Here is a 20,800-nt window from a genome sequence, read left to right as displayed (position 1 = left end):
CTCGCCACAGCACACGCGGCGTGTCGTGCGACCTCGACGACGGACACCGGGACCCGACGACGGACACGCAGACCCGGACCCGGACCCGCGACCCCGACCGGTCACGACTCGCCGCCCACGACTCCCCGAGCGGGCAGAACGCACCGCCACGACGCGTCGAGCGTGACGTACTTCGCCCGCTCGACGACGCGCACGCGACGTCAGCGTGCCGCGCGCCCCAACCGCCGCCGCCGGAGCCGGTTGATCCGCGTTGCCCAGGTCGGCCCCTCGTAGAGGAACGCCGTGTAGCCCTGCACCAGGGTCGCCCCGGCGTCGATGCGGTCCTGCACGTCCTGCTCGGTCGTGACGCCGCCGACCGCGATGACGCAGAAGTCCGACGGCACCGCGGCGCGGACCCGCCGCAGGACCTCGAGCGACCGAGCCGCGACCGGTGCGCCGGAGAGTCCCCCGGCGCCCATCGCCTCGACGTCCGCAGCCGGCGTGCGGAGTCCCGAGCGGGAGATCGTGGTGTTGTTCGCGATGACACCGGCCATCCCGAGGGAGACGGCGAGCCCGGCGATCGCGTCGATCTGCTCGTCCGTGAGGTCCGGCGCGATCTTCACCAGCACCGGCACCTTGCCGGCGGCGTCGCGCACGGCGGTGAGCAGCGGTCGGAGCTGGTCGAGCTCCTGCAGACCGCGCAGCCCGGGCGTGTTCGGCGAGCTGACGTTGACCGCGAGGTAGTCCGCGAACGGCGCGAGCCTGCGCGTCGACTCGAGGTAGTCGTCGACGGCGTCCTCGACGGCGACGACCCGGCTCTTGCCGATGTTCACGCCGATGACGGGCCGCCCGGGGTTGCGCCGGGCACGCTCCAACCGACGTGCTGCTGCGGCGGCACCGTGGTTGTTGAAGCCCATGCGGTTGATGAGGGCGCGGTCGGGGATGAGCCGGAAGAGCCGCGGGCGCTCGTTGCCGGGCTGCGGCTTGGCGGTGATGGTGCCGACCTCGACGTGCCCGAACCCGAGGACACCGAGTCCGGCGATCCCCCGGGCGTCCTTGTCGAACCCGGCGGCCAGGCCGAAGCGGGACGGGAAGTGGATCCCCATGGTCGTCACGCCGTCGGCGGCGGAGGGCCGCGAGTAGCGCTCGACGAGCCGTCCGACGACGGGCACGTGCGGCAGCCACTTGATCACCGCGAACGCGATGTGGTGCGCGCGCTCGGGGTCCATGTTGGCGAACACCGAGCGGAACACGACGGAGTACCCGCCGCGGACGATCCGTTCCGCGATGCCGCTCACGCGCCGGCCCCGGCCGGGGACGAGCCGGCGACCGGGTCGGCCGCGCCGTGGTGGTCGCGGCGGAGTTGGCCGATGGCGTCCTCGAAGTCCTCGAGCGAGTCGAAGGCCTGGTAGACGCTCGCGAACCGGAGGTAGGCGACCTCGTCGAGTTCGCGGAGCGGCGCGAGGATCGCGAGCCCGATGTCGTTCGCGTCGATCTGGCTCGACCCCGAGGACCGCACGGTCTCCTCGACGCGCTGCGCGAGGATCGCCAGGTCGCCGTCGGTCACCGGGCGTCCCTGGCAGGCCTTGCGCACGCCGGACACGATCTTGTCACGGCTGAACGGCTCGGTCACCCCGTTGCGCTTCACCACGTTGAGCGAAGCGGTCTCGGTGGTCGAGAAACGGCGGCCGCAGTTCGGGCACTGACGACGGCGACGGATGGAGGTTCCGTCGTCGCTCGTCCGGGAGTCGACGACGCGGGAGTCCGGGTGGCGGCAGAAGGGGCAGAACATGTCGACCCCAGGCTACCGGTTCGTGCGCTCCGTCACGGCGGCGCCGTGCGCGGGGAGCTGCTCCTCGGTCGCGAGGGCGACGATGTGCGGCGCGACCTCGGCGAGGGCCTCGGGCGAGTAGCGGATGACCTGCTGCGGGCGGAGGAACGTCGACGCGGACAGCCCGGAGCCGAAGCGCGCCTGCCCGCCGGTCGGCAGGACGTGGTTCGACCCGGCCAGGTAGTCGCCGAGGCTGACCGGCGTGCTCGGGCCAACGAACACCGCGCCCGCGGCGTCGATGTCGGCGAGGACCGCGTCGTCGTCGACGGTCTGGATCTCGAGGTGCTCCGGCCCGTAGGCGTTGCTCACGGTCGCCGCGTCCGCGAGCGAGTCCACGAGCACGATCGCGGACTGCGGTCCGTCCAGGGCGACCTGGAGGCGCGACGCGGTCCCGACACGCGCAGCACGTTCCGGGATGGCCGCCTCCACCGCGTCGGCGAACGCCGCCGACGTCGTCACCAGCACGCTGCCGGCCTGCTCGTCGTGCTCGGCCTGGCTGATGAGGTCGGCGGCCACGTACCCGGGGTCCGCGGTGTCGTCGGCGATCACGAGGATCTCCGTCGCGCCGGCCTCGGCGTCGATGCCGACGACACCGCGCACGAGGCGCTTGGCCGCTGCGACGTAGTTGTTGCCGGGACCCGTGACGAGGTCGACGGGCTCGAGGCCGATCGACGGGACGCCGTACGCCAGCGCACCGACGGCTCCGGCGCCGCCCATGGCGTAGACCTCGTCGATTCCGAGCAGGCCGGCCGCCGCGAGGATCGTCGGGTGCACCGCTCCCCCGTGGTCACGCTGCGGGGGCGACACGAGCGCGATCGACCGTACGCCGGCGACCTGGGCGGGGACGACGTTCATGACGACGCTCGACGGGTACACCGCCTTGCCACCGGGTACGTAGAGGCCCACGCGGCGCATCGGCTGCCAGCGCTGGTGCACCTCGGCGCCGTCGGCCAGGGTGGTCACGGACGCGGCGGGCACCTGGGCCGCACTCGCCGCCCGGACCCGGCGGATGGCCTCGTCGAGCGCTTCCCGGAGCTCGGGCGTGAGGCCGGCGACGGCCGCGGCGATCTCGGCAGCGGGGACCCGCAAGTGCTCGGGCGCTCCCCCGTCGAACCGTTCGGCCTGGTCGTGCAGCGCCGACGCCCCGTGCTCACGGACGGCGTCGACGAGCTCACGGGCGGCGTCCACCGCGTGCGAGACGTCACCGGCGGCGCGCGGCATGAGTCGGAGGAGTTCGGCACGGGCGGGGAGGCCGCCACGGAGGTCGATTCGCTGCATCATCAGGTGGTCAAGCCTACCGAGCGCGGACTGGAGGTCGGTGGCGGACCGGCACCGCACCTCCTGGCCCGCGGTGACGGGGCCCGGGGCTCGCGTCGTCAGGCGAGCGCGTCGACGACGGGGCGGTGTCGGGCGTCGGCTGCCGCGTCCCAGGCGCCGAGCAGGTGGAGCGTCGCGATGCGGAACGCGAGCGCGCGGACGAGCAGTTGGTCCCACTCCGCGACGTCGGCGCCGAGCGCGCCGAGCTGCGCGACCGGGACGCCGTGCCAGCACACGGCGTCCACCGCGGCGACGGCCACGCCGAACCCGGCAGGTCGCCAGGACGGCGGCCAGTCGATGACGGCGGGGACGGCGGGGACGGCGGCATCGGCGAAGAGGACGTTGCCGAGCAGGTCGCCGTGGACGAGCTGCGACGGCGCTCGGACGGGCCGGAACGCCGCGGCGAGGCGGTCGAGCGTGGGGTCGTCCGGCAGGCGCGCTGCTCCCCAGGCCATCCGGTCGGCGCGGCCCCACGGGTCCTCGGGGCGCGGCGTGGACGGTGCGAGGAACGCGGGGCGGTCGAGGTGTGCGATCGCTCGGTGGAAGGCGTTCCCGACGCGGATGACGTCGGCGACCCGGGTCTCGTCGGCGCGGCCGGGCAGCCACTCCCAGGCCTCCCATGCGCCGGCGCGCCAGGGTCCGTCCCGCCGGGCGCCGGCGCGCCAGGGGCCCTCGACTGTTCGGACGGGTCGAGGTGTGCGGAACGTCGAGGTGTGCGCCAGCTCGGCGAGGACGCCCGCCCGCCAGTCCGTCACCGTTGCGCCGTCGTGCGGTCGGAGGACGACGTCGCCGGCGCGCCAGGTCAGCCCGCGCCCGCCCGCGAGCCGTTCGAGCCGCTGGTCGCCCACGCCGAAGGCACGCAGGGTGCCGGCATCCGGAGCGCCCGCCACGGTGTTCACGCGGTCCGGAGCACCTTCGACATCGGACGGCCCGTCGCGACCTCGTCGACGAGCTTGTCCAGGTACCGGATCTGCCGCATGAGCGGGTCGTCGAGTTCCTCGATCCGGACGCCGCAGATCACGCCGGTGATGAGCGGTGCGTTCGGATGGAGGTGCGCGGCCGCGAAGAAGCCCTCGAACGTCGTCTCGTCGGCGAGGTGCTGCTCGAGCGCGGCGTCGTCGAACCCCGTGAGCCACTCGATCACCGCGTCGAGCTCGGCCTTGGTGTACCCCTTGCGCTCCACCTTCGCGAGGTAGTGCGGGTACACCGCGGCGAACGGCGTGCCGAAGATGCGGTGCCCGGCCATCGTCAGACCAGGCAGCGCGGCCCGAGCAGGCTCTTCAGCTCGCCGAAGAGGTCGGGTGTCAGGTTCACCGGGAACGGCAGCTCGAACGTGCGGGCGACGTCGTCCTTGATGAGCTTCAACCGGACCTCGGTCTCGCCGCTGTGCCGACCGAGGACGGCGGCGAGTTCGGTCACCGTCGTGGTCGTCGCCTGCCGCTCGGGCAGGCTCAGCGTGAGCGGGCCGGACCCCATGGCGTCGCCGACGTTCGGCTGGAACATGCTCACCGCGTGCAGGGCCTTGCCGTCGTCGCGCACGTTGACACGACCGCGCAGGACCACGATCGAGTCGGCGACGAGCGACGGCCCGAACTCCTGGTAGGTCTTGCCCAGGAACATCACGCCGATCTGGCCGCCGAAGTCCTCGATGTCGACGATGCCGTACGGGTTGCCGCTGGACTTCGCCACCCGGTGCTGCACGCTCGTCAAGAGCCCCGCGACGGTGACCGTCTCACCCTCGACCGAGTCGTCGGCCGCGATGAGGTCGGCGATGGTGATCGACTGGTGCTTCGCCAGCTCGATCTCGAGCCCGGCGAGCGGGTGGTCGGATACGTACAGGCCGAGCATGTCCCGTTCGAACGCGAGCTTGTCGCGCTTGGACCACTCTGGGCGGTCGGGCACCTGGGACACGACGGCTGCCGACGGCTGTTCCTCGGCGACCTCGGCGAAGAGGGAGTCGAAGTCGAACCCGACGTTGCCGTGGGCCTCGTCGCGCTTGACCTTCACTGCACCCTCGACGGCGCCCTCGTGGATCTCGACGAGTGCCCGCCGGGAGTCGCCGAACTCGTCGAACGCACCGGCCTTGATGAGCGACTCGACCGTCCGCTTGTTCGCCGACGAGATCGGGATCTTGCGGAGGAAGTCGTGGAAGGACTCGAACGCGCCCTTCTCGGTGCGGGCCTGGACGATGTCGTCGACGACGTTGAAGCCGACGTTGCGGATCGCGCCCATGCCGAAGCGGATGTCCTCGCCGACGGCCGCGAAGAAGCCGATCGACTCGTTGACGTCCGGCGGCATGACCTTGATGCCCATCCGGCGGCACTCGTTGAGGTACAGCGCGAGCTTGTCGCGGGCGTCGCCGACGCTCGTCAGCAGGGCCGCCATGTACTCGGCCGGGTAGTGCGCCTTGAGGTACGCGGTCCAGAAGGACACCACGCCGTACGCCGCCGAGTGCGCCTTGTTGAACGCGTAGTCGGAGAACGGCAGCAGGATGTCCCACAGGGTCTTGATGGCAGCGGCCGAGTAGCCGTTGTCCTGCATGCCCTTCTCGAAGCCTGCGTACTGCTTGTCCAGCTCGGACTTCTTCTTCTTGCCCATCGCGCGGCGGAGGATGTCCGCTTGGCCGAGGGAGAACCCGGCGACCTTCTGCGCGATGGCCATGACCTGCTCCTGGTAGATGATCAGGCCGTAGGTCGTGCCGATGATGTCCTGCAGGGGCTCCTCGAGCTCCGGGTGGATCGGAGTGATCGGCTGCTCGCCGTTCTTGCGGAGCGCGTAGTTCGTGTGCGAGTTCGCACCCATGGGGCCCGGACGGTACAGGGCGATGAGCGCCGAGATGTCCTCGAAGTTGTCGGGCTTCATCAGACGCAGCAGCCCACGCATCGGTCCGCCGTCGAGCTGGAACACGCCGAGGGTGTCACCACGCTGCAGGAGCGCGTACGCCTCGGGGTCCTCGAGCCCCATGGTCTCGAGGTCGAGCTCGATCCCACGGTTCGTCTTGATGTTGTCGAGGGCGTCACTGATGATCGTGAGGTTGCGGAGCCCCAGGAAGTCCATCTTGATCAGGCCGAGCGACTCCGCTGCCGGGTAGTCGAACTGCGTGACGATCTGGCCGTCCTGCTCGCGCTTCATCACGGGGATGATGTCGATCAGCGGATCGCTCGACATGATGACGCCGGCGGCGTGCACGCCCCACTGGCGCTTCAGCCCCTCGAGCCCGAGGGCGGTGTCGAACACCGTCTTCGCCTCGGGGTCGGTCTCGACGACCGTGCGGACGTCCACGGCTTCCTTGTAGCGCGGGTGGTCCTTGTCGAAGATCCCGGTGAGCGGGATGTCCTTGCCCATCACGGGCGGCGGCATCGCCTTGGTGAGCTTCTCGCCCATGCCGAACGGGAAGCCCAGCACGCGCGAGGAGTCCTTGAGCGCCTGCTTCGCCTTGATCGTGCCGTACGTGACGATCTGCGCGACACGCGCCGACCCGTACTTCTCGGTGACGTACTTGATCGCCTCACCGCGGCGCCGGTCGTCGAAGTCGACGTCGAAGTCGGGCATCGAGACGCGGTCCGGGTTGAGGAAGCGCTCGAAGATCAGGCCGTGCCGGATCGGGTCGAGGTCGGTGATGCGCATCGCGTACGCCACCATCGAGCCGGCACCGGAACCACGGCCGGGACCGACGCGGATGCCGTTGTTCTTCGACCAGTTGATGAAGTCGGCGACCACGAGGAAGTACCCCGGGAAGCCCATCTGGTTGATGATGCCGACCTCGTAGTCGGCGCGTTCCTGGACCTCGCGCGTGATGCCGTCGGGGTACCGGTACTCGAGGCCCTTCGCCACCTCTTTCTCGAACCACGAGTGCTCGGTCTCCCCCTCGGGCACGGGGAACTTCGGCATGTAGTTGGCCGCGGTGTCGAACTCGACGTTGCACCGCTCGGCGATGAGCAGCGTGTTGTCGCAGGCCTCGGGGTTGTCGCGGAAGAGGTGCCGCATCTGCTGCGGGGTCTTCAGGTAGAACTCGTCGGCGTCGAACTTGAAGCGGTTCGGGTCGTTCAGGGTCGAGCCGGACTGGACGCAGAGCAGGGCCGCGTGCGACTTGGCGTCGTGCGAGTGCGTGTAGTGCAGGTCGTTCGTGCCGACCAGCGGGATGTCGAGGTCCTTCGCCAGCCGGATCAGGTCGCTCATGATCCGACGTTCGATCTCGAGCCCGTGGTCCATGACCTCGGCGAAGTAGTTCTCCTTGCCGAAGATGTCGCGGTAGTCCGCCGCGGCCTTGACGGCTTCGTCGTACTGGCCGAGCCGCAGCCGGGTCTGGATCTCCCCCGAGGGGCAGCCCGTCGTGGCGATGATGCCCTCGTGGTACTCCTCGAGCAGCTCGATGTCCATGCGGGGCTTGAAGTAGTACCCCTCGATCGACGCCTTGCTCGACAGCCGGAACAGGTTGTGCATGCCCGTCGTGTTCTCGGCGAACATCGTCATGTGCGTGTACGCGCCGGAGCCCGACACGTCGTCGCCGCCGCCGTCGCCCCAGCGCACACGGGTCTTGTCGGTCCGGTGGGTGCGCGGCGTGATGTACGCCTCGGTCCCGATGATCGGCTTGACGCCGCCGGCCTTGGCGGCCTTCCAGAACTCGAACGCGCCGAACATGTTGCCGTGGTCGGTCACGGCAACGGCGGGCATGCCCTGCGCGGCGGTCTCGGCCACGAGGTCGCCGAGCCTGGCGGCGCCGTCGAGCATCGAGTACTCGCTGTGCACGTGCAGGTGGACGAAGGAGTCGGAATCCGACACGGAACCTCCGGTTCGCGGGAGCTGCTGCGGTCTGGGAACAGCCTAACCGCGACCGGGGACAAACCCGGGCGCGTCGAGACGGACGGGAGGCGCGGTGCGGGGCCGACCCGCGCCTCCCGTCCGTCAGGGCGTCGCGCCACGCGCGGCGCGCGCCGCCGAGAGCGCGCAACGCGCCGCGCGCGTCCCGCCGAGAGCGCACGAAGTGCCGCTCCGCAGCGCCGACAGCGACCGATTTCACGACCTCGGCGGGCTTGGCCGGGCGCGGCGAGGCGGACGGGAGGCGCGGTGCGGGCCCGACCCGCACCTCCCGTCCGTCAGGGCGTCGCGCCGCCGAGGGCGCGCAACACGCCGCGCGCGTCCCGCCGAGAGCGCACGAAGTGCCGCTCCGCAGCGCCGACAGCGACCGATTTCGCGACCTCGGCGGGCGCGGCCGGGCGCGTCGAGACGGACGGGAGGCGCGGTCCGGGCCCGACCCGCGCCTCCCGTCCGTCAGGGCGTCGCGCCACGCGCGGGGCGCGCCGCCGAGGGCGCACAACACGCCGCGCGCGTCCCGCCGAGAGCGCACGAAGTGCCGCTCCTCGGCGCCGACAGCGACCGATTTCACGACCTCGGCGGGCGCGGCCGGGCGCGTCGAGGCGGACGGGAGGCGCGGTGCGGGCCCGACCCGCACCTCCCGTCCGTCAGGGGGGCGCGCCGCCGAGGGCGCGCAACACGCCGCGCGCGTCCCATCGAGAGCGCACGAAGTGCCGCTCCGCGGCGCGGCGAGCGGCACTTCGTGCGACCTCGGCCGGCCGCGCCCGCCAGGCGCGACCCCGGCGCGCGGCCTACGCGGCGCGGATGCGGTCCAGCGCCCGCTGCAGGTCGTCGGGGTACTCCGCCGAGTACGACACCCACGACCCCGTGCGCGGGTGCTCGAAGCCGAGCCGGACGGCGTCGAGCCACTGCCGCGTGAGCCCGAGCTCCTCGGCGAGCACCGGGTCGGCCCCGTACATCGTGTCGCCCACGAGCGGGTGCCGGGTCGCCGCCATGTGCACCCGGATCTGGTGCGTCCGACCGGTCTCGAGGTGCACCTCGAGCAGGGTCGCGGAGCGGAACGCCTCGAGGGTCTCGTAGTGCGTCACGCTCGGCTTGCCGTCGGCCGTGACCGCGAACTTCCAGTCGCTCGAGGGGTGCCGGCCGATGGGCGCGTCGATCGTGCCGGAGGTCGGGTCAGGGTGCCCCTGCGCGAGCGCGTGGTAGACCTTCTCGACCGTGCGCTCCTTGAACGCGCGCTTGAGGTGCGTGTACGCGAGCTCGGTCTTCGCCACGACCATCAACCCCGAGGTGCCGACGTCGAGCCGGTGCACGATGCCCGCGCGTTCGGCGGCACCGGAGGTCGCGATCGTGAAGCCGGCGGCGGCGAGGCCACCGGGGACCGTGGGCCCGTCCCAGCCGGGCGAGGGGTGTGCGGCGACGCCGATCGGCTTGTCCACCACGACGATGTCGTCGTCGTCGTGCACGACCGTCATGCCGGGGACCTCGACCGGGATGATCCGGGGGGCTTCCTTCGGCGTCCACTCGACCTGCAGCCAGGAGTCGGCGTGCAACCGGTCGGACTTGTCCACCGTGACCCCGTCGACGGTCACGCCGCCGGCCGAGACGACCTCGGCAGCGAAGGAACGGCTGAACCCGAGGAGCTTCGCGATGGCGGCATCGACACGCTCACCGGCGAGCCCGTCCGGCACCGGAAGGGAACGGCTCTCGGTCACGTCGCGTCGTGCCCGAGGGTGTCCCGCCCGTCACGCGGCGCGCGCGGGTCCTCGACGAGGGGCCGGGAGGCGCGGTGCTCGTCCGCCTCGGAGGCGTCCGACTGCGCACGCGCCGCGTCCACTGCGCGCTGCTGCTTCGCGGAGAGGGCACGGGTGCCGTCGAGGTTCACCCCGAGGATCACCAGCAGGACGAAGACCACCATGCTGATGCAGATGAACGAGTCGGCGATGTTGTAGATCGCGGGCATCATCCACGGGGTCGAGATGAAGTCCACCACGTGGCCGCGACCGAAGCCGGGCTCACGGAAGAGCCGGTCGAGCAGGTTGCCGAGCGCCCCGCCGAGGAGCATGCCGAGCACGAGTGCCCACCACATCGACCGGATCCGCCGGGCGAACACGATGATCGCGACCACGACGGCGGTCGAGACGATCGAGAACACCCACGTCATGTTCACCGCGAACGAGAACGCGGCGCCGGGGTTCCGGACGTAGAGCAGCTGCAGGGCGTTCCCGAGGACCGGGACAGCGGTGCCGTACGGCAGGTTGGCGACGACGAGCGCCTTCACGCCCTGGTCGAGCGCCACCACGACGACAGCGGCGAAGGCCAGTGCCGCGATCGCGCGGACACTGACCTTCGCTCGTGATGCTTGTCGCGACAACGTCAGTTGCCGAAGCCCTGCGCCGATGCCGGCGCCGGGGTGAGCCCGGACTGCTCGGTGCCCGAGCCGTCCAGCTCGTTGAGCTGACCCTGGATGTAGCTCTTGAGCTGTGCACGGTAGTCACGCTCGAACGTGCGGAGCTCGTCGATCTTGCCCTCGAGCTGGCGCTGCTCCTGCTCGAGCACCGCGACACGCTGACGGTTCGTGTTCTCGGTGTCGGCGATGATCTGGCGCTGCTTGGCCTCGGCCTCGGAGACGAGACGGGCGGCCTGCGCGGTGCCCTCGGCGATGAGCGCGTCGCGCTTCTCGACGCCTTCGCGGACGTGCTCCTCGTGGAGACGACGGGCGAGCGTCAGGAGGTTCGTGGTGCCCTCGGTGTCCTCGTCGGCCGGGACCGTGGTGGCCGGCGCGGCGGCGGCGACCGGAGCGGGCTCCGGCGCGGCTGCCACGGGGGCGGGCTCCGGCTCGGGCTCGGGGGTCGGAGCGGACTGCTCGGCCTCGGCCGGCTTCGGCGCGGACTCGGCCGACTGCAGGCGCTGACGGAGCTCGTCGTTCTCGGCCGTCAGGCGACGGAGCTCGACGACGACCTCGTCGAGGAAGTCGTCGACCTCGTCCTGGTCGTAGCCCTCGCGGAACTTCGTCGGCTGGAACCGCTTGTTGACTACGTCTTCCGGCGTCAAAGCCATTGCCGTCACCTCAATAGAACTGCTGAACGTGTGGAACCGTCTCGGTGCGACCGAATCTACCAGTCGCGCCGAACGGTGCGGATGCCACGCCGGGGCGAGCATCGGATCCCGACCACCGTACACCGATGGTGGCCGTGAACCGTGACCACGCACTGGGCGTGGCGCGTGTCGTGTCCTCTTAGTTCGCGAACACGGGGATGAGCAGGGCGATCACGAACCGGATGATGATCGCCAGGAGGAGCACGATCGTCCAGCCGAAGTCGAGCGCCACGGGGCCCATGCGCATCGGCGGGAGGACCCGGCGGACCGCCCGGATCGGCGGGTCCGTCACGGTGTAGACCACGTCGGCGACGACGAGGAGTGCTCCGCGCGGCCGCCAGGACCGGTTGAACTGCTGGACGATGTCGAGGACGAACCGCCCCCACAGCACGAGGATGTACAGCAGAAGGAGGTAGTACAGGATCGTGAGGATCGCGGTCACGATGGGGCTCGCTCAGCTCGGGTGCGGACCGTCATGCGACGAGCCGCACGGGGCGGGTGGGCCTGAGGGACTCAGGACTGGGCGAAGAAGGACGCCTCGATGTCGGACTCTACCTCAGGCGCCTCACCGCTCACCGCGACGTGCGCCGGCGACAGCAGGAACACCTTGTTGGTGACGCGCTCGATCTTGCCGTAGAGGCCGAGCGACAGCCCGGAGGCGAAGTCGATCATGCGGCGGGCGTCGGCCTCGGTCATCTGCGAGAGGTTGATGATGACGGGGATGCCGTCGCGGAAGCTCTCGGCGATGGACTGGGCGTCCTTGTACTCGCGGGGGTGGACGGTGAGGATCTCGTTCATTTCCTGGACCGGTGCTGCCTTCTGTGCGGACGTGTGCGAGCGGCGGAGCGGGGTGACCTGGGCGCCGCGCTGGTGGGTGTGCGCCTTGGGCTCGGCGGCGACGGGCGCCACCGGTGCCGCGGCGGGCGCGGGGGTCTCGTCGGCGACCGGAGCGGGCGCGGGGGCAGGGGCCGGAGCGGACTGCTGCCGCGCGGGCTGCTGCGGCTGCTCGTCCTCGTACTCGAGTTCCTCGTCGGCGAGGCCCAGGTAGACCATCGTCTTCTTCAGCGGGTTGGCCATGGTTCCTCCGGAGGTCGGTGCTCGTGGATGCCCTTGCAACGAGGCTAGGGCGCGACCGGCCGATTTCCCGTGATTGCGGTCCCGATCCGCAGGTGTGTCGCGCCCTCGAGCACGGCGTCGGCGTAGTCACCGCTCATCCCGGCCGAGATGTCCGTCGCGGTGGGGGCGAGGGACACCACGCGCTCGGAGACCCCACGGAGCCGGGCGAAGGCCGCGCGCGGCTCCTCGTCGAGCGGTGCGACGGCCATCACCCCACGGAGCCGGATCGTGCCCGTCGCGAGCACCCGCGACACCATGGCCTCGACGGCGTCGGGTCGGACGCCACCGCGGTCGGGGTCGTCGGTCAGGTTGACCTGCACGAACCCGTCGATCACCGGCGGCTCGGGTTCCGCCTCGGTCGGCGCGAACGCGTCCACGACGGACTCGCGGTCGAGCGACTGCACGACGTGCGCGTACCGCCGGACCTGCCGGGCCTTCTTCGACTGCAGCTGTCCGACGAAGTGCCAGACCAGCGGGAGGTCGGCGAGCTCGGCGGCCTTCGCCTGCGCCTCCTGGTGCCGGTTCTCCCCCACGTCGGTGACGCCGAGCGCGGCGAGGTCGCGGACGAGCGACGCCGGGTGGAACTTCGTGACGACGACGAGCGTGAGCTCGTCGGCCGAGCGCCCTGCGGCGCGCGCCGCGTCGGAGATGCCGCTCCTGACGGACGCGAGACGCGCCTCCAGTCCGTCGTCTGCTGACGGGGCGGACGGGAGGCGCGTGTCGGCTACCAAGGAGGGATTACTTCAGGAAGTCGGGGACGTCGAGCTCGTCGTCATCGTCGTCGAACGCCGGGTCGGCGGCACGCTGAGCGGGCGCCTCGTGCTCCTGCGACGCCCACGACGGGGCGGACGAGGACGAGTCCTCGATCGCACCGGTCGCACCGGCGGAGGTCACCGGGACGGTCGCGCCGGCCTCGGGGTCGACCCAGCTGGAGCGGCGCTCCTTCTGCTGCGAGGTGGGCTCGCCGCCGTCGAAGCCCGCGGCGATGACGGTCACGCGGACCTCGTCGCCGAGCGTGTCGTCGATGACGGCACCGAAGATGATGTTCGCCTCGGGGTGGACTGCCTCCTGCACCAAACGGGCCGCGTCGTTGATCTCGAAGATGCCGAGGTTCGAACCACCCTGGATCGAGAGCAGCACGCCGTGCGCACCGTCGATCGAGGCTTCGAGCAGCGGGCTCGCGACGGCCAGTTCGGCCGCCTTGATCGCCCGGTCGGCGCCCCGCGAGGAACCGATGCCCATGAGCGCGGAACCCGCACCCTGCATGACAGACTTCACGTCGGCGAAGTCGAGGTTGATCAGGCCGGGCGTGGTGATGAGGTCGGTGATGCCCTGGACGCCGGCGAGGAGCACCTGGTCGGCCGTGGCGAAGGCCTCGACCATCGAGATGCCGCGGTCGCTGATCTCGAGCAGGCGGTCGTTCGGCACGACGATGAGCGTGTCGACCTCGTCCTTGAGGCCGGCGACACCGTTCTCGGCCTGCGACTGACGACGCTTGCCCTCGAAGCTGAACGGCTTCGTGACGACGCCGATGGTGAGCGCGCCGATCGACTTCGCGATGCGGGCGACCACGGGCGCACCACCCGTGCCTGTCCCACCACCCTCACCGGCGGTGACGAAGACCATGTCGGCACCGGCGAGGGCCTCTTCGATCTCCTCCGCGTGGTCCTCGGCGGCACGACGGCCGACCTCGGGGTCCGCTCCGGCGCCGAGGCCGCGGGTGATCTCGCGGCCCACGTCGAGCTTGACGTCGGCGTCGCTCAGGAGCAGGGCCTGCGCGTCGGTGTTGATCGCGATGAACTCCACCCCGCGGAGGCCGAGCTCGATCATCCGGTTGACGGCGTTCACGCCGCCGCCGCCGACGCCGACGACCTTGATGACGGCGAGGTAGTTGTGGTTCGTGGTCACGTCAGTCAGGCCTCCGGTCGAACCCTCAACCTCTACTTGAAGTTCAGGGGCATTGCTGGTAGATGTGGTGCTGGCTTCGACGCTACGGGTGCGCTCCGGGCACTGTCGCCCCGCCACGCCGCGTGTCGCGCGATTCCGCGACGACTTCCGCTACTTCTTCGCGCGGATGATGCCGTTGTCCGGAGCGCTGACGTCGTACTCGACGACGACGCCGGGGTTCCGCGCCGCGTGGTCCTTCACGAGGGCCGCGAGGAGGGCCGCCTTCGCGTCGGACTGCTCCGGGTTCCCCCAGACGACGCTCGAGCCGTCCTTGAGGGTGAGGGTCACGTCGTCGGCGGTCGAGCCCTTCACACTCGTCACCTGCTGACGCACGGTCGACGGGAGCGCGAGCACGACCTCGGTCATCGTGCGGAACTCGGACGAGCCGAGCTTCGCGTTGCCGATGTCGGCGACGGGCATGTTCGCGGGCTGCTTCGGCGACGACTGCACGACGATGCCTGCAGGGTCGACCAGGTCGAAGGACTTCCCCGACCGCACCGCGACGACCGGGGTGCGCTCGGTCACGGTGACCACGAGGGTGTGCGGCGGGGCTTCCTCCGTCACGTAGCTCTCGATGAGCGGGAAGCCGGCGATGTCCTTCTTGATGGCGTCGAAGTCGAGCCGGGCGAGCGGGGTGCCGATCTGGTCGGAGAGCGCCTGGCGGAGCTGGGTCTCGTCGACGCGGTTCGTCCCCTTGACCTCGATGGTCTGGAGCGCCATCAACGGCGAGAACACCGCGACGAGGATCGAGATCCCGAACACGAGGACGATGCTCGCGGCGGTGATCCAGGCGGCGCGGCGGTGCCGGCTGCGACGGGTGAAGCGACGGACCTCGGCGCGCTCGAGGAGGCGACGACGGCGCTTGGCCACCCGGGCCTCCCGCGCGGTCTCGGCAGCGCGGACGCCGGCACCGATCGGGCGCTCGTGACCGTCCTCGTCCGGGCCGTGCAGGTCGGTGAGGTGGGCGAGCCGCTCGGCGTCGCGGCGCTCGGTCTCCTGCCGCTCCCGGGCGAGGCGCTCGGCCTCGGGGTCGTGGTGGTCCTCGTCGGGCGTGTACTCGCGCAGTCGGCCGGCGACGGACGACAGTCCGGCGCCGAGGCGACGGCCGGCGGCGCCGGCGAGGGCACCGGCGCGGTCGCGAGCCGACCCGCTCGACGAGTCGGCGGCGGTGGGGTCGGCCGTCTCGACGACCGGTTCCTCGGTGGCGGGCGCGAGCCGCGCCTCCTGGACCACCGGCTCGGGCTCGCGGGACGGACGCCGCGGGATCAGCGGGGCACGACGCTGCCGGGGCGCGCCCGCGCCGTCGGCAGGTGCGTCCGGACGGGCCGGCCGCTCGTCGAACCCCTCGGGACGCTTCACCGGGACAGCGCCCCGTCGTCGTGGAGGGCGCTGAGCACCTGCGGGATGATGCGGTACACGTCGCCGCAGCTCAGGGTCATGATGATGTCGCCGTCGCGCGCGACCGCGGCCGCGCGCGCCGAGGCCTCGTCCCAGTCGGGCAGGAACTCGACGCGGGACTGGTCGGCGAAGCGCTCCTGCACGAGGGCGCCGGTGACGCCGGGCTCCGGGTCCTCGCGGGCGCCGTAGACGTCGAGGACGACGGTGTGGTCGGCGAGCTCCTCGTAGACCTTGGCGAAGTCACCGGCCATCAGGCGCGTCCGCGAGTACAGGTGCGGCTGGTGGATCGCGATGATCCGGCCGTCGCCCACGACGTTCCGTGCGGCCTTGAGCGCCGCCGCCACCTCGGTCGGGTGGTGCGCGTAGTCGTCGTAGACCGAGACGCCGCGCTCGACGCCGTGCAGCTCGAAGCGTCGCTGGGTCCCGCCGAATGCCTCGATGCCACGGATCGCGTCCGCGGCGGCGACGCCGAGCCCGGTCAGGACGGCGAAGGCGCCGACGGCGTTGATCGCGTTGTGGCGGCCGGGGACCCGGAGCGTCAGGTGGTGCGCCTCGCCCGCGGCGCGGAAGTCGACCTCGACCCCGGCGGACTCGGTGATGCCCTCGATCCGGACGTCGGCGTCGACCGCCTCGCCGAAGGTGACGATCCCGGGCGCGTCCTCGCGGGCGCGGATCCCGGCCGTGACCGCCTTCGCGCCGGCGTCGTCGCTCGAGATCACGACGCGCTCGCTCGCCTTCGCGGCGAACTCGACGAAGGCCTCGGTGAAGGCCTCCTCGCTGCCGTAGTGGTCGAGGTGGTCGGCGTCGACGTTCGTGATGAGGGCGACCGCGACGTCGTAGAGCAGGAAGGAGCCGTCGGACTCGTCGGCCTCGACGACGAACAGGTCGCTCGAGCCGGGCGCCGAGCTCGTGCCGAGGGACTGGATGACCCCGCCGTTGACGAAGCTCGGGTCCAGGCCGAGCTCGACGAGCGCGGTGACGATCATGCCGGTCGAGGTGGTCTTGCCGTGCGCGCCGGCGACCGCGACGAGGCGGTGCTCGGCGATGAGGGCGGCGAGGGCCTGCGACCGGTGCAGGACCGGCAGGCCGCGGCGCTGGGCCTCGAGGAGTTCCGGGTTGTCCGGCCAGAGCGCGCTCGTGACGACGATGGTGTCCGCGTCGCCGACGTTCGCGGCGTCGTGGCCGATGTGCACCTCGGCGCCGAGGTCGCGCATGGTGCCCGTGGTGGCGGTCTCGCGGGAGTCGCTGCCGGTCACGCGGTGGCCGGCGGCGAGGAAGAGCCGGGCGATGCCGCTCATGCCGGAGCCGCCGATGCCGACGAAGTGGACCGTGCCGAGGTCGTCGGGGATCGGCTGCGTCAGGTCCGGCTTGATGGTCATCGTTCCTCCGTGGTGCTGTCGTGCGTGCCGTGCTGCGCGTCGTGCTGCGTGCCGTGCGCGTCGCGCTTCGCATCGGTCGCGCGCTTCGCGGCGTCGAGGACGAGGTCCGTCATGCGGTCGGCGCCGTCGCGGTGTCCGACGCTGCCGGCACGGACGGTCATGTCGGCGATGCGGGCCCGGTCCTGCAGGGTGTTCAGCAGCTGGAACGTCACCCAGTCCTCGTCGAATTCCGCGTCGGCCACGAGGACCGCTCCCCCGGCGTCGACGACGTCCTTCGCGTTGTGCCGCTGCTCGCCGTTGCCGACAGGGTACGGCACGAGGACGCTCGGCAGCCCGACGGCGGTCAGCTCGCAGACCATGCCGGCGCCGGCGCGCGAGACCACGAAGTCGCTCGCGGCGTACGCCAGGTCCATCCGGTCGCAGTAGGGCAGCACGTGGTAGCCGTCGAGGTCGCTCGGGCCGATGTCGGACTTCCCGCCGACGACGTGCAGGACCTGCCAGCCGGCACCGACGATCGTCGCGGCGCTCCGGTTGACGGTGCGGTTGATGCTCCGCGCGCCGGAGGACCCGCCCGTGACGAGGAGGACCGGTCGGGCGGGGTCGAGGCCGAACTCAGCGAGCCCCTCGGCGCGGCTCGCGCGACGGTCGAGCGACTCGATCTCGCGCCGGAGCGGCATGCCGACGACCCGGCCGTGACGGAGACGGGTGTTCGAGAAGGTCACGCCCACGTGGTCGGTGAGGAACGCTGCCAGGCGGTTCGCCAGGCCGGGCTTGGCGTTCTGCTCGTGCACGACGATCGGGGTGCCGGTACGGCGTGCGGCGATGTACGCCGGTGCGGCCGCGTAGCCCCCGACCCCGAGGACGACGTCGACCTCGCGCTCGCGGATGATCTGTTCGACCCGACGGACGGCGCCGAGGAACCCGCCGGGGAAGCGGAGCGCGGCGGCGTTCGGCTTGCGCGGGAACGGCAGGCGCGGGATCGTCAGCAGTTCGTAGCCGCGCATCGGGACGAGCCGGGACTCGAGCCCCTCGGCGGTGCCGAGGACGAGGACCTCGGGGTCGGGCTCGCGCTCGGTCAGCCGGTCGGCGACCGCGAGCAGCGGGTTGACGTGGCCGGCGGTGCCGCCGCCCGCGAAGAGGTACGTGTTCACCGGAGGGTTCCGTTCGTGGTGGTGCGGCCGACCCTGTTCCTGCCCGGGAGGTCGCTCTTGCCCGGGAGGTCGCGCGCGAAGGACAGGACGACGCCGATGGCGACGAGGGTCATGATCAGCGCGGAGCCACCGGCCGAGATGAGTGGGAGGGGGACGCCGAGGACCGGCAGGAGGCCGAGGACCACGGCGATGTTGACGAGCGCCTGGCCGATGATCCACGCGAGCACGCCACCGGTGACGGTCTTCACGAAGGGGTCGTTCGACTGGCGGATGATCTTGATCATGCCGACCGCCAGGACCACGAACAGGGCGAGCACGACGACGGCGCCGACGAGCCCGAGCTCCTCGCCGATGATCGCGAAGATGTAGTCGTTGTCCGCCTCGGGGAGCCACGACCACTTCGCCTTGGAGTTGCCGAGGCCCACCCCGAAGACGCCGCCGGAGGCCAGCGCCCACATGCCGTGGGTCGGCTGCCAGCAGAGGTCCTGGTACTGGCTCGTGTCGGTGCAGCCGGAGAGCCAGGCGCTGATGCGGTGCGACCGGGAGCTCGACGCCATCGTGACGAACGGCAGCAGCACGGCGAGGCCGAGCACCCCGACGAGCAGGTGCTTCGCCCGGGCGCCGCCGACGTAGAGCGCGCCGAACACCAGGATGAGCATGATCATCGCGGTGCCCTGGTCGCCGCCGACGAGGACGAGGCCGATCGACCCGAGCGACGCGATGCCGATCGGGATGAAGACCTCTTTCCAGTCGTCGAGCTTCTCCCGCTTGACGTACATGATCGCGCCGATGCCCAGCACGAGCGCGAGCTTGAGGATCTCGGACGGCTGCGCGGTGAACGAGCCGAGGCGGATCCAGTTCCGGTTGCCCTGGATCGAGTAGCCGAGCGGGGTCAGGACGACGAGCGCCTGCACGACCAGGCCGACGCCGACGATCCACATCGCCCACTTCCGCCAGAACCGCGCGGGCAGGCGGGAGGCGATGAGCATGAGCGGGACGCCGAGCACGGCGTAGAGGCCCTGGCGGGAGGCCGCGCCGAAGAAGTCGTGCGTCGCGGCGTACTGCTCCACGCTCGACGAGGACAGCACCATGACGACGCCGAAGACGACGAGGAAGAGCGTGACGCCCAGGATCGTGTAGAAGGTGCTCGACTCGGCGACGAAGACGTTCTTGACGGCGACGACCGCCCCGTTGTGGCGTCGTGCGGGTGCGTGCGGTCGGCCGGGGGCCGCTCCGCCGCTACGGCCGCTCGGGAGATCCGTCGTCGCCATCGGCGTTTCCTCCCAGGTGCTCGTGGACCGCCGCCGCGAATCGACGCCCCCGGTCCGCGTAGGAGCCGAACTGGTCGAACGACGCCGCAGCCGGGGCGAGGAGGACCGTGTCGCCCGGCCTCGCGACCGATGCGGCATGCCGGACCGCCTCGGGCATGACCTGATCAGTGTCCGCTGCCTCGACCTGCAGCACCGGCACCCCGGGCGCGTGTCGCGCGAATGCCTCGAGCACGGGGCCGCGATCGGCCCCGATCACGACGACGCCACGGACGTCCGGCCCGAAGCGCTCGACGAGTCCGTCGATGTCGACGCCCTTGAACAGACCACCGACGATCCACACCACCTTGTCGAACGCCGCGAGCGACGCCGTGGCCGCGTGCGGGTTCGTCGCCTTCGAGTCGTCCACCCAGGTGACGCCCTCGGCGGAGGCCACCAGCTCGGTGCGGTGGTGGTCGGCGCGGAAGCCCTGCACGGCGGTGCGGATCGCGCTCGGCTGCACGGAGGCCGCACGGGCGAGCGCGGCCGCGGCGAGCACGTTCATCGTCATGTGCGGGCTGGCGAGCCCGGCGGCCTCGAGGTCGGCGACGGTCGCGAGCTCGAGCGCGCTGTTCCGTCGGTCGTCGGTGAAGGCCCGGTCGCAGAGGACGTCCTCGACCACCCCGACGTCGCCGGGCGCGGGGATCCCCGGGCCGAAGCCCACGGCACGGCACCCCTCGACGACGTCGGCGTCCTCGACCATGTGCCGGGTGACGTCGTCCGTGGTGTTGTACACGCAGGCGAGGACCGTGCGCTCGTAGACCTTGGCCTTCGCGGCCCGGTAGGCCTCGGCGGAGCCGTGCCACTCGAGGTGGTCGTCGGCGATGTTCAGACAGGCGCTGGCGAGGGGCACCACGGCACCGTCGCCGGTCGTCGGCATGTAGTGCAGCTGGTGGCTGGAGAGCTCGACGACGAGGACGTCGTAGCCGTCAGGATCGCGCACGACGTCGAGGACGGGCACGCCGATGTTGCCGCACGCCACCGCGCGGAGCCCGCCGGCCTCGAACATCGCGGTCGCGAGCTGCGTCGTGGTGGTCTTGCCGTTCGTGCCCGTGATGGTCACCCAGGGCGCAGCGACGGGGCCGCGCACGACCTTGTCGCGGACGCGCCAGGCCAGCTCGATGTCACCCCACACGACGCTGTTCGCGACGGCCCACTGCACGGTCGCGTTGTGCGGCGGCAGGCCCGGTGACACGACGACGACGTCCGGCGCCTGGGCCTCGAGGGCGGCGGGAACCGAGTCGAGGGGCACCTGCACGAACTGCGCACCGATCACGTCGAGCAGCTCCACGCTGTCCGACGGGGCGTCGGTCGAGTAGACCGTCACCGCGCTGCCGAGCTCGACCAGGGTGTCGGCGACCGAGAACCCGGTGGCCCCGAGGCCGAGCACGGCGACGTTCAGCCCCTTCCAGCCCTCGGCGTACCAGCTGTCCAGGGACTCCAGGCGGGACGAGGACACGG

The 20,800-nt window shown here is 71.5% G+C and carries 18 protein-coding genes; all 18 read right to left on the bottom strand.

Features of this window, described 5'->3' with window-relative positions:
• Positions 1-200 precede the first annotated feature (200 nt).
• The 18 genes from J2X60_RS06210 to murD all read right to left on the bottom strand — a co-directional run bounded on the left by J2X60_RS06210 (position 201) and on the right by murD (position 20,798).
• Entirely contained in the window at positions 201-1,277 is a 1,077-nt protein-coding gene (locus J2X60_RS06210) for a quinone-dependent dihydroorotate dehydrogenase (protein WP_309886830.1), read from the bottom strand.
• Positions 1,274-1,771, bottom strand: coding sequence for a transcriptional regulator NrdR (gene nrdR, locus J2X60_RS06205; protein ID WP_070418661.1), 498 nt, complete (start codon positions 1,769-1,771; stop codon positions 1,274-1,276). The genes J2X60_RS06210 and nrdR overlap by 4 nt, the downstream gene beginning before the upstream one ends.
• A 12-nt stretch (positions 1,772-1,783) precedes the next feature.
• On the bottom strand, positions 1,784-3,091 hold the full coding sequence (gene hisD, locus J2X60_RS06200) for a histidinol dehydrogenase (protein WP_309886829.1): 1,308 nt from the start codon (positions 3,089-3,091) through the stop codon (positions 1,784-1,786).
• Positions 3,092-3,186: 95 nt separating this feature from the next.
• The gene (locus J2X60_RS06195; RefSeq protein WP_309886828.1) at positions 3,187-4,026 is read right to left on the bottom strand and encodes a phosphotransferase; all 840 of its coding nucleotides are present in this window, start codon (positions 4,024-4,026) and stop codon (positions 3,187-3,189) included.
• A complete protein-coding gene (locus J2X60_RS06190) occupies positions 4,023-4,373 on the bottom strand; it encodes a DUF2200 domain-containing protein (RefSeq protein WP_309886827.1) in 351 nt (116 codons plus the stop codon). Before J2X60_RS06190 ends, J2X60_RS06195 begins: the two co-directional genes overlap by 4 nt.
• Before the next feature lie 2 nt (positions 4,374-4,375).
• Positions 4,376-7,858 (bottom strand): DNA polymerase III subunit alpha, encoded by a 3,483-nt coding sequence (gene dnaE / locus J2X60_RS06185; protein WP_396127763.1) that lies wholly within the window; start codon positions 7,856-7,858, stop codon positions 4,376-4,378.
• Positions 7,859-8,733: 875 nt separating this feature from the next.
• Positions 8,734-9,657: an RluA family pseudouridine synthase gene (locus J2X60_RS06180; RefSeq protein WP_070418659.1), complete on the bottom strand. Its 924-nt coding sequence runs from the start codon at positions 9,655-9,657 to the stop codon at positions 8,734-8,736.
• Entirely contained in the window at positions 9,654-10,316 is a 663-nt protein-coding gene (gene lspA, locus J2X60_RS06175; protein WP_309886826.1) for a signal peptidase II, read from the bottom strand. Before lspA ends, J2X60_RS06180 begins: the two co-directional genes overlap by 4 nt.
• Before the next feature lie 2 nt (positions 10,317-10,318).
• Positions 10,319-11,002, bottom strand: a complete 684-nt coding sequence (locus J2X60_RS06170; RefSeq protein WP_309779281.1) for a DivIVA domain-containing protein — start codon at positions 11,000-11,002, stop codon at positions 10,319-10,321.
• Positions 11,003-11,180: 178 nt separating this feature from the next.
• On the bottom strand, positions 11,181-11,483 hold the full coding sequence (locus J2X60_RS06165) for a YggT family protein (protein WP_083295315.1): 303 nt from the start codon (positions 11,481-11,483) through the stop codon (positions 11,181-11,183).
• 71 nt (positions 11,484-11,554) lie between these two features.
• The gene (locus J2X60_RS06160) at positions 11,555-12,118 is read right to left on the bottom strand and encodes a cell division protein SepF (RefSeq protein ID WP_309779280.1); all 564 of its coding nucleotides are present in this window, start codon (positions 12,116-12,118) and stop codon (positions 11,555-11,557) included.
• A 44-nt stretch (positions 12,119-12,162) separates the two neighbouring features.
• Positions 12,163-12,888, bottom strand: coding sequence for a YggS family pyridoxal phosphate-dependent enzyme (locus tag J2X60_RS06155; protein WP_309779279.1), 726 nt, complete (start codon positions 12,886-12,888; stop codon positions 12,163-12,165).
• A gap of 7 nt (positions 12,889-12,895) precedes the next feature.
• Positions 12,896-14,065 carry a cell division protein FtsZ gene (gene ftsZ / locus J2X60_RS06150; RefSeq protein WP_309779278.1) on the bottom strand — a complete coding sequence of 390 codons (1,170 nt, stop codon included), beginning with the start codon at positions 14,063-14,065 and terminating at the stop codon, positions 12,896-12,898.
• 150 nt (positions 14,066-14,215) lie between these two features.
• Positions 14,216-15,463, bottom strand: coding sequence for an FtsQ-type POTRA domain-containing protein (locus tag J2X60_RS06145; RefSeq protein WP_309886825.1), 1,248 nt, complete (start codon positions 15,461-15,463; stop codon positions 14,216-14,218).
• The gene (murC, locus tag J2X60_RS06140) at positions 15,460-16,881 is read right to left on the bottom strand and encodes a UDP-N-acetylmuramate--L-alanine ligase (RefSeq protein WP_309886824.1); all 1,422 of its coding nucleotides are present in this window, start codon (positions 16,879-16,881) and stop codon (positions 15,460-15,462) included. The genes J2X60_RS06145 and murC overlap by 4 nt, the downstream gene beginning before the upstream one ends.
• Entirely contained in the window at positions 16,878-18,032 is a 1,155-nt protein-coding gene (gene murG / locus J2X60_RS06135) for an undecaprenyldiphospho-muramoylpentapeptide beta-N-acetylglucosaminyltransferase (RefSeq protein ID WP_309886823.1), read from the bottom strand. Before murG ends, murC begins: the two co-directional genes overlap by 4 nt.
• On the bottom strand, positions 18,029-19,303 hold the full coding sequence (gene ftsW, locus J2X60_RS06130; protein WP_309886822.1) for a putative lipid II flippase FtsW: 1,275 nt from the start codon (positions 19,301-19,303) through the stop codon (positions 18,029-18,031). Before ftsW ends, murG begins: the two co-directional genes overlap by 4 nt.
• A complete protein-coding gene (murD, locus tag J2X60_RS06125; RefSeq protein WP_309886821.1) occupies positions 19,272-20,798 on the bottom strand; it encodes a UDP-N-acetylmuramoyl-L-alanine--D-glutamate ligase in 1,527 nt (508 codons plus the stop codon). Before murD ends, ftsW begins: the two co-directional genes overlap by 32 nt.
• Positions 20,799-20,800 lie beyond the last annotated feature (2 nt).

The sequence above is a fragment of the Curtobacterium sp. 320 genome (assembly GCF_031455235.1).
In the GTDB taxonomy this organism is placed as follows: domain Bacteria; phylum Actinomycetota; class Actinomycetes; order Actinomycetales; family Microbacteriaceae; genus Curtobacterium.
Note: the sequence above shows the minus strand (reverse complement) of the source record. Positions and strands in the feature narration are given on the sequence as shown.